2 protein-coding genes are annotated in these 9,134 nt (G+C 76.0%); both read left to right on the top strand.

Annotated features, from left to right (window positions below; translation table 11 throughout):
* Positions 1–332 (top strand): hypothetical protein (locus ACYF6T_RS43945; protein ID WP_461703599.1); only part of this gene is annotated, 332 nt, incomplete at its 5' end.
* Positions 333–348: 16 nt separating this feature from the next.
* A partial coding sequence (locus ACYF6T_RS43940) for an SDR family NAD(P)-dependent oxidoreductase (protein ID WP_461703598.1) occupies positions 349–9,134 on the top strand: 8,786 nt, incomplete at its 3' end.

Raw genomic sequence — 9,134 nt, 5'->3', positions numbered from 1 at the left:
CCACCGGACTGCGCCTGCCCCCGGCGCTGGTGTTCGACTACCCGCACGCGGCCGTGCTCGCCGACCATCTGCTCGGCCGGCTGAACCCGGACGGCGCGGCCGTCCCCCCGGCCGACACCGTGGAGCCGGTGCTGGCCGACCTCGGCCGGATCGAGAGCGCCCTCGGCGTGCTGGCGCTCGACCGGGAGGCCCGCGAGCGAGTCGGCCGCCGGCTGCGCGGACTGCTCGCGCGCTTCGACGCCGACCGGGCCGCGCCGGCGGCGGCCGACGTCGAGACCGCCTCGGACGAGGAGATGTTCGAGCTCATCGACAAGCAACTGCGATCGTCCTGACGGGGAACGAGGACTGATGTCGAGCACCGAGGACAAGCTGCGCCAGTACCTGAAGCGGGTGACGATCGACCTCGGGCAGGCCCAGCAGCGCCTGCGCGAGATGGAGGAGCGGCAGGCCGAACCGGTGGCCGTGGTGGGCATGGCGTGCCGGTTCCCCGGCGCGGTGGCCTCTCCGGAGGACCTGTGGGACGTCGTCGCGTCCGGACGTGACGTCATCGGCGGGTTCCCGGCCGACCGGGGCTGGGACCTGGAGGCGCTGTACCACCCCGATCCCGATCATCCGGGCACGTGTTACACCCGCCAGGGCGGTTTCCTCGACGGCGTGGACGCGTTCGACGCGGCGTTCTTCGGCATCAGTCCCCGCGAGGCGGCGGCGATGGAGCCGCAGCAGCGGCAGGTGCTGGAGACGGCGTGGGAGGCGCTGGAGCGGGCGGGCATCGACCCGCGCTCGCTGAACGCCACGCCGACCGGTGTCTTCGTCGGCGCGGGCCAGCCCGGCTTCGGCACCCCTCACCCGGACGAGGAGGCCGAGGGCCATCTCCTCACCGGCAGCGCGCTCAGCGTGCTGTCCGGCCGCGTCGCCTACACCCTGGGCCTGGAGGGCGCGGCGGTGACGGTGGACACGGCGTGCTCGTCCTCGCTGGTCGCGATCCATCTGGCGTGCCAGTCGCTGCGGCAGGGGGAGTCCAACCTCGCGCTGGCGGGCGGCGTCACCGTGATGGCCACCCCGGGCGGATTCACGGAGTTCTCCCGGCAGCGCGGGCTGGCGCCGGACGGCCGGTGCAAGTCCTTCGCGGCCGCCGCGGACGGCACCGGCTTCTCCGAGGGCGTGGGGCTGCTGGTACTGGAGCGGCTGTCGGACGCGCGGCGCAACGGACACCGGATCTGGGCCGTGGTCCGCGGTTCGGCGGTCAACCAGGACGGCGCGAGCAACGGCCTGACCGCGCCCAACGGCCCGTCCCAGCAGCGGGTGATCCGCGCGGCGCTGGCCAGTGCCGGTCTGTCCGCGTCGGACGTCGACGCGGTCGAGGCGCACGGGACCGGCACGACGCTCGGCGACCCGATCGAGGCGGACGTGCTGCTGGCCACCTACGGTCAGGGCCGCCCCGACGCCCGGCCGCTGTGGCTGGGGTCGGTCAAGTCCAACATCGGACACGCCCAGGGCGCGGCGGGTGTCGCGGGCGTGATCAAAATGGTGATGGCGCTGCGGAACGGGCGGCTGCCCGCCACCCTGCACGTGGACGCGCCCAGCCCTCATGTCGACTGGTCCGCGGGCGCCGTGCGGCTGCTGACCGAGCCGAGGGACTGGCCCGAGACGGGCCGGCCGCGCCGCGCCGGGATCTCGGCGTTCGGCATGTCCGGCACGAACGCCCATCTGATCCTCGAACAGGCCCCGGAGCCGGAGTCCGTCTCCCCGGCCGTGGCGGTGCCCGCGGTGGTGCCGTGGGTGCTGTCGGCGAAGTCGCCGGAAGCGTTACGGGCGCAGGCGCGGCGTCTGGCCGACCGGGTGGCCGTCGAGCCCGTTCCGTCCCCGGCGGAGACGAGCTGGTCGCTGCTGACGACCCGGACGGTCTTCGACCACCGCGCGGTCGCCGTCGGTGCCGATGCCCCGGCCCTGGTCGAGGGCCTGCGGGCGCTCGCCGAGGGGCAGCCCCACCCCGGCCTCGCGGCCCCCGGCGTCCCCGCGATCACCGGGCATCCCGGTCCGGTGTTCGTCTTCCCCGGGCAGGGCGCGCAGTGGGCCGGGATGGGGGCCCAACTCCTCACCGCGTGCCCCGCGTTCGCCGCGCGGGTGGCGGAGTGCGAGCGCGCGCTGGCACCCTACGTGGACTGGTCGCTGACCGACGTCCTGCGGGGCGGCGGGGAGGCGCTGGCCCGGGTGGACGTGGTGCAGCCGGTGCTGTGGGCGGTGATGGTGTCGCTGGCCGCGGTGTGGGCCGAGCACGGTGTGCGGCCCGCCGCGGTGGCGGGGCACTCGCAGGGTGAGATCGCCGCCGCTTGCGTGGCCGGGATCCTGACCCTCGACGACGCCGCCCGGGTCGTGGCCCTGCGCAGCCGGGCCCTGCGCGGGCTGTCCGGGCACGGCGCGATGGCGTCCATCGGCACGGACGAGAACCGTACGGCCCAACTCGTCGCGGAATCGCCCGGTGTCGCCGTCGCGGAATCGCCCGGTGTCGCCGTCGCGGCGCTCAACGGCCCGTCGTCGACGGTGATCAGCGGGCCGCCGGACGCGGTCGCGGCGGCGGTGGCCAGCGCGCGGGAGCAGGGGCTGCGGGCCCGGGTGATCGACGTCGACTACGCCTCCCACGGTCCCCAGATCGACCAGATCACCGACGAGCTCACCCGGACGCTGGCCGGCATCACCCCCGGCCGGGGAGACGTGGCGTTCTACTCCGCGGTCACCGGCCAACGCGCGGACGGTGCCGTACTGGACACCGACTACTGGGTGACCAACCTGCGCCGGCCGGTCCGCTTCGTCGACGCCGTCCACGCCCTGCTCGCCGACGGGCACCGCGTCTTCATCGAGGCCGGTCCTCACCCGATGCTGCTCCCGGGCATCGAGGAGTGCGCCGACCAGGCGGGCTGCCGGGCCGCCGCGCTGCCCACGCTGCGCCGTGGTCACGGCGACCTCGCCCAGCTCGCCCTCGCGCTCGCCCAGGCGTTCACCGCCGGCGTCGACGTCGACTGGACGCGTTGGTACGCCACCGAGCCGGCTCCCCGGATCGTCGACCTGCCGACCTACGCCTTCCAGCGGCAACGGTTCCCGCTGCGGGCCGGGCGCTGTGCCGGCGACCCGGCCGGCCTCGGTCTGGCCGCCGCCGGTCACCCGGTGCTCGTGGCCGCCGTACCGCAGGCCGGGACGGACGGCCGGCTGCTCACCGGGCGGGTGTCACGGCAGGTTCTGCCGTGGCTCGCCGACCACGAAGTAGCGGGGCACCGACTGGTGCCGGGCGCGGCGCTGGTGGAGTGGGCCCTGCGCGCGGCCGACGCCTCCGGCTGCGCGGCCGTCGAGGAACTCGTCCTGCACGCACCCACGGTGCTGCCCCCCTCCGGCGGCCTCACCGTCCAGGTGGCTGTCGGCGAGCCCGACGACGACGGGCGGCGCGAGGTACACGTGTACTCCCGGCCCGGCGACAGGGACGAGGACGGAGGCGGCGGGGACTGGCTGTGCCAGGCGAGCGGAATCCTGGGCGACACCGCCGCGGACCCGGCGGAGACGGCGGCGCGGGCCGAGGCGGAGTGGCCGCCGCCGGGCGCGGAACCGGTCAGCCCCGAGACGCTCTACGAACGGGCCACCGCCGCGGGATACCGGTACGGCCCGGCGTTCCAGGGCGTCCGCGCGCTGTGGCGCCGTGGCCACGAGCTGTTCGCCGAGGTGCGGCTGCCGGACGTCGCGGGCGCGCCCCGCGGGTTCGGCATCCACCCCGCGCTGCTCGACGCCGCCCTCCATCCCCTCCTGCTGCTGGCCCGGCCCGACGACGGCCGGCCCGCGCTGCCGTTCAGCTGGAACGACGTGTCGCTGCGGGCGAGCGGGACGACCTCACTCCGGGTGACGCTGTCCGCCCTGGGAACCGGCGAGGCGTTCCGGCTGTCGGCGACCGATCCGGCGGGCGCGCCGGTCGTCGACGTGGGACGGGTGACGGTACGCCCGGCCGACCCGCGGGAGATGCAGACCGCCGGGGGCGCCGCGCGCGGGCTGTTCACCCTGGAGTGGACGCCTTGCGCGCCGACCCGGCAACTGCCCGACCGCGACTGGCTGGAGCTGGACGACGCCCTCGCCTCCCTCCAGGCCGGCGCCACCGCCCCCTCGACCGTCGTCGCCTCGGTCGACACCGCAGGCCCCAGCCCCTCGGACGGCGAACCGGCCCCCTCCGACGCCGCCCGCGCACTCGCCTCCGTGGAGCGGACCCTCGTACTGCTGCAGACGTGGCTGGCCGACGAACGGCTCGCCGACACCCGGCTGGTGCTCCTCACCCAGGGAGCCGTGGCGGACGCCGACCCCGACCCGGGCGGTGCGGCGGTGTGGGGTCTGGTGCGCAGCGCGCAGGCCGAACACCCCGGCCGGTTCACGCTGGTCGACGTCGAAGAGGGCACCGGCGCCGAGACGGCCGTAGCACTCCTCGACCCCGCCGAGCCGCAGCTGGCGATCCGGCAGGGCACACCGCTGGTGCCCCGGCTCCGGCGGATCACTCCGGCCACGGAGACCGGCACCCCCCTGGCGCCCGACCCGGCGGGCACCGTGCTGATCGTCGGTGGCACCGGCGTCCTCGGCGGCGCCGTCGCCGAGCACCTCGTACGCTCAGGACGGGCCGGCCGGCTCCTGCTCGCGAGCCGGCGGGGCGCCGACGCCCCCGGCGCGGCCGACCTGGTGGCGCGGCTCGCCGCCCTGGGCGCCGACGTCGAGATCACCGCGCTCGACGTCACCGACCCGGCCGCGGTGAGCGACCTGGTCGCCGGCATCGACCCCGCCCACCCGCTGACCGGCGTCGTCCACGCCGCCGGCCGGCTCGGGGACGCCGTGATCACCTCCCTGACACCGGAGGAACTGGCCCGCACCTGGGCGGTGAAGGCCGCCGGAGCGGCCCACCTGCGCGCCGCGACGGCGCACCTGCCGGTGCGCATGTTCGTCGTGTTCTCCTCCGCGGCCGCCCTGCTCGGCAGCCCCGGCCAGGCCGGCTACGCGGCGGCGAACGCGTTCTGCGACGCCCTTGCCGCCCGCCGCGACGGGCCTCCCGCGCTGTCCGTGGCCTGGGGTCTGTGGGCCGACTCCAGTGGCCTGACGGCGGCTCTCACCGAGACCGACCTCGCCCGCATGCGCCGCGCCGGCATCACCCCGCTGAGCCGGGACCGGGCACTGACCCTGTTCGAGGCCGCCACCCGGTCGGCCAGGCCGTACGTGCTGGCGGCGGGCCTCGACCCCCGCGCGATCCCCGGCGACGTACCGGCGGTCCTGCGGGGCCTGGCCGGGCCGCGCCGTCCGCCGGCGGCCACCGACGCCGCGCAGGCCGACCGCTTCGCGGGACTGGCGCCAAAGCGGCGCCGCGAGGTGCTGACCGAGCTGGTCAGGACCAGGGTGGCGGCGGTCCTCGGGCACGCCTCGCCGGACGGCGTCGGCGCGGAGGCCACGTTCAAGGACCTCGGCCTGGACTCGCTCACCGCCGTGGAGCTGCGCAACCACCTGGCGGGCGCGACCGGTCTGCGCCTGCCCGCGACGCTGGTCTTCGACCACCCCACCCCGCAGGCCCTCGGCGCCCACCTGGCCTCCCGGTTCGAGCGGCCCACCCGGGCGACGGCCCCGGCGCGGGTCACCGCCCGGCCGGACGAGCCGGTCGCGATCGTCTCCATGGCCTGCCGCTACCCCGGCGGCGTGTCCTCGCCCGAGGACCTGTGGCGGCTGGTGTCGACGGCGCAGGACGCGATCGGGGAGTTCCCCGCCGACCGCGGCTGGGACCTCGGCGGGCTCTACCACCCCGACCCCGGCCACCCGGGCACCACCTACGTCCGCCACGGCGGGTTCCTGACCGGCGCCATGGACTTCGACGCCGGGTTCTTCGGCGTCAACCCGCGCGAAGCGCTGGCCACCGATCCGCAGCAGAGGCTGCTGCTGGAGGCCGCCTGGGAGCTGTTCGAACGGGCGGGCATCGCCCCCGCCGCACTCAAGGGCTCACCGACGGGCGTGTACACGGGCGTGATGTACCACGACTACGGCGCCGGCACGGCCCCCCGCGACCCTCGGCTGGAGGGCTACGGCTGGCTGGCCGGCTCCGGAAGCCTGCTCTCCGGCCGGACCGCCTTCACCTTCGGCCTGGAGGGGCCGGCGGTGACCGTGGACACCGCGTGCTCGTCGTCGCTGGTGGCGATGCACCTGGCCTGCCAGGCGCTGCGGCAGGGCGAGTGCGACCTCGCGCTGGCGGGTGGCGTGACCGTCATGGCCACGCCCGGCGCGTTCGTCGACTTCGCCCGGCAGCGGGGCCTGGCCGGCGACGGCCGGTGCAAGGCGTTCGCGGCGGGCGCCGACGGCACCAGCCTGTCCGAGGGCGTCGGCCTGGTGCTGCTGGAACGGCTCTCCGACGCCCGGCGCCGCGGCCACCGTGTGCTGGCGCTGGTCCGCGGGTCCGCGGTCAACCAGGACGGGGCGAGCAACGGCCTGACCGCGCCCAACGGCGTGGCCCAGGAACGCCTGATCAGGACCGCCCTCGCGGCGGCCGGGGTGCGCGCCGCCGACGTGGACGCCGTCGAGGCGCACGGCACCGGAACCACGCTCGGCGACCCGATCGAGGCGGGCGCCCTGCTGGCGGCGTACGGCGAGGACCGGCCCGCCGACCGCCCGCTGTGGCTCGGGTCGGTCAAGTCCAACCTCGGCCACACCCAGGCGGCGGCCGGCGTCGCCGGAGTGATCAAGATGGTCATGGCCATGCGCCACGGCGTCCTGCCGCCCACCCTGCACGCCGACGAACCCTCCCCGCACGTCGACTGGTCGTCCGGGGCCCTGCGCCTGCTGACCGAACCGACGCCCTGGGACGGCAACGGCCGCCCCCGACGCGCCGGCATCTCCTCCTTCGGCGCGTCCGGGACGAACGCGCACCTCGTCGTGGAACAGGCCCCCCAGGAACCCCCGCGCGAGGCAGCGCCCGAACCGGCCGCCGACCCCGCGGCCCCGGTGCCGTGGGTGGTGTCGGCGAAGACCGACGCGGCGCTGCGCGCACAGGTACGGCGGCTGCGCGAGCACGTCGCCGCCGATACACGCCTCTCGCCCGTCGACGTGGGCTGGTCGCTGCTCACCACGCGGCAGCCGCTCGAGCGCCGCATCGCGGTCGTGGGCGGCTCACGGGAGGAACTGCTGGCCGCACTGGACACGGCCGCACCGCAGACGTCCGCCGCCGACGGACAGGTGTGGCTGTTCAGCGGCCAGGGCAGCCAGCGCGCCCGCATGGGAGCGGGCCTGCACGAACGGTTCCCCGCGTTCGCCGCGGCCTTCGACGAGGTGTGCGCCCTGCTCGACCCCCACCTGGAGCACGACCTGGCCTCCGTCGTCCTCGCCGGGCGCCCCGACCTCGTCGACCACACCACCTACGCGCAGACCGGGCTCTTCGCGCTCCAGGTCGCACTGGCACGGCTGCTCTCCGCCATGGGCCTCACCCCCCGGGCGGTCATCGGTCACTCGGTCGGCGAGATAGCCGCCGCGCACGTCGCCGGCGTACTCGACCTCCCCGACGCCTGCCGACTGGTGGCCGCCCGCGCCACCCTGATGGGACGGCTGCCGGCCGGCGGCGCGATGGCCGCGATCCAGGCGGACCCGGCCGAACTGGCCGCCACCCTGCCCGAACCGGTGAGCGTCGCCACGCTCAACACCCCCGGCAGCACCGTCGTCTCGGGCCCGCGGGACCTGGTCGACCAGGTGGCGGAGCACTGGGCGGCCCAGGGCCGCAAGACCAGGCGCCTCGTGGTCAGCCACGCCTTCCACTCGGCGCTGATGGAACCGATGCTGGACGACTTCGCCGCCGCCCTCGACGGCCTGTCGTTCCACCAGCCGGCCCTGCCGTTCGTCAGCACGCTGACCGGACAGACCGCCGACGAACTGATCACCACACCCGACTACTGGGTACGGCAGGTGCGCGAACCGGTCCGCTTCCACGCCGCCGTCGAACACGCCGCGGCCGGCCGCACCTCCACCCGCCCCGACGCCTTCGTCGAACTCGGCCCGGCCCCCGTCCTGGTCACCGCCACGCAGCACATCCTCGACGACGCGCCGACCGTCCCCGCGCTCGACCCCGGCCGACCCGACACGCACGCCCTCGGCCAGGCCCTCTCCCGGCTGCACGGCGCCGGCATCACCGTCGACTGGACCCCCTGGTTCCCGGCCGACCCCGCTCCCCGCGCCGTCGACCTGCCCACCTACGCCTTCCAGCACGAACGGTTCTGGCTCGACGGCCACGCGTCCGCCGGCGTCGACACCGTGCTGGAACAGGCGGACGGCGGCTGCCTGCTGACCGGGGAGATCTCCGCGGCCGGCGGCGGCTGGCCGACCGACCACGTCATCGGCGGAACGACCCTGCTGCCCGGGACCGCGCTGCTCGGGTGGGCGCTGCGCGCGGCGGACGAGACCGGCAGCACCCGGGTGGAGGAGCTCAGCCTGGAGGCACCCCTGGTCCTGCCCCCGACGGGAGCACTCCGGATACAGGTGGCGGTGTCGGCGCCCGACGACACCGGCCGACGCGACCTGCACATCCACTCACGGCAGGACGGCGGCTGGCTGCGCCACGCCTCCGGCGCGCTGACCACCGAACCGCCCTCCACCCCCGCGCCGTCCGGTGACCGGTGGCCGCCGGCCGGCGCGGTCCCGCTGGACGTGGCCGGCCTGTACGACGCCGCCGCCACCGCCGGGTACGCCTACGGACCGTCGTTCCGGGGACTCCGCGCCGCCTGGAGGCACGGCGAGGACCTGCTCGCCGACGTGGTGCTGCCCGAGACCGCAGGCGAGGCGCCCGGCCACGGCCTGCACCCGGCGCTGCTCGACGCGGCTCTGCACCCGCTGCTGGCCGACCAGTTGAACAAGGGCACGCTGTGGCTGCCGTTCACCTGGAACGGCGTGACGCTGCACGCGGTCGACGCGACCGCGGTCCGCGTCCGGTTGTCCAGGGACGGCGAACAGGTGAGGCTCGTGATCACCGACCCCGAGGGCGAACCGGTCCTGACGGCCGAATCGGTCCGCATGCGCCCGGCCGACCCCGACCGCTTCCGCGTCGCCGTGCCCGGCCTCTATGCCGTCGAGTGGGTGCCTGCTGTGGAGGGGGTGGGTGT

The organism is Streptomyces sp. 7R007 (assembly GCF_054850255.1).
The sequence above is the reverse complement of the archived record's forward strand: the minus strand, read 5'-3'. Positions and strand labels throughout refer to the sequence as shown.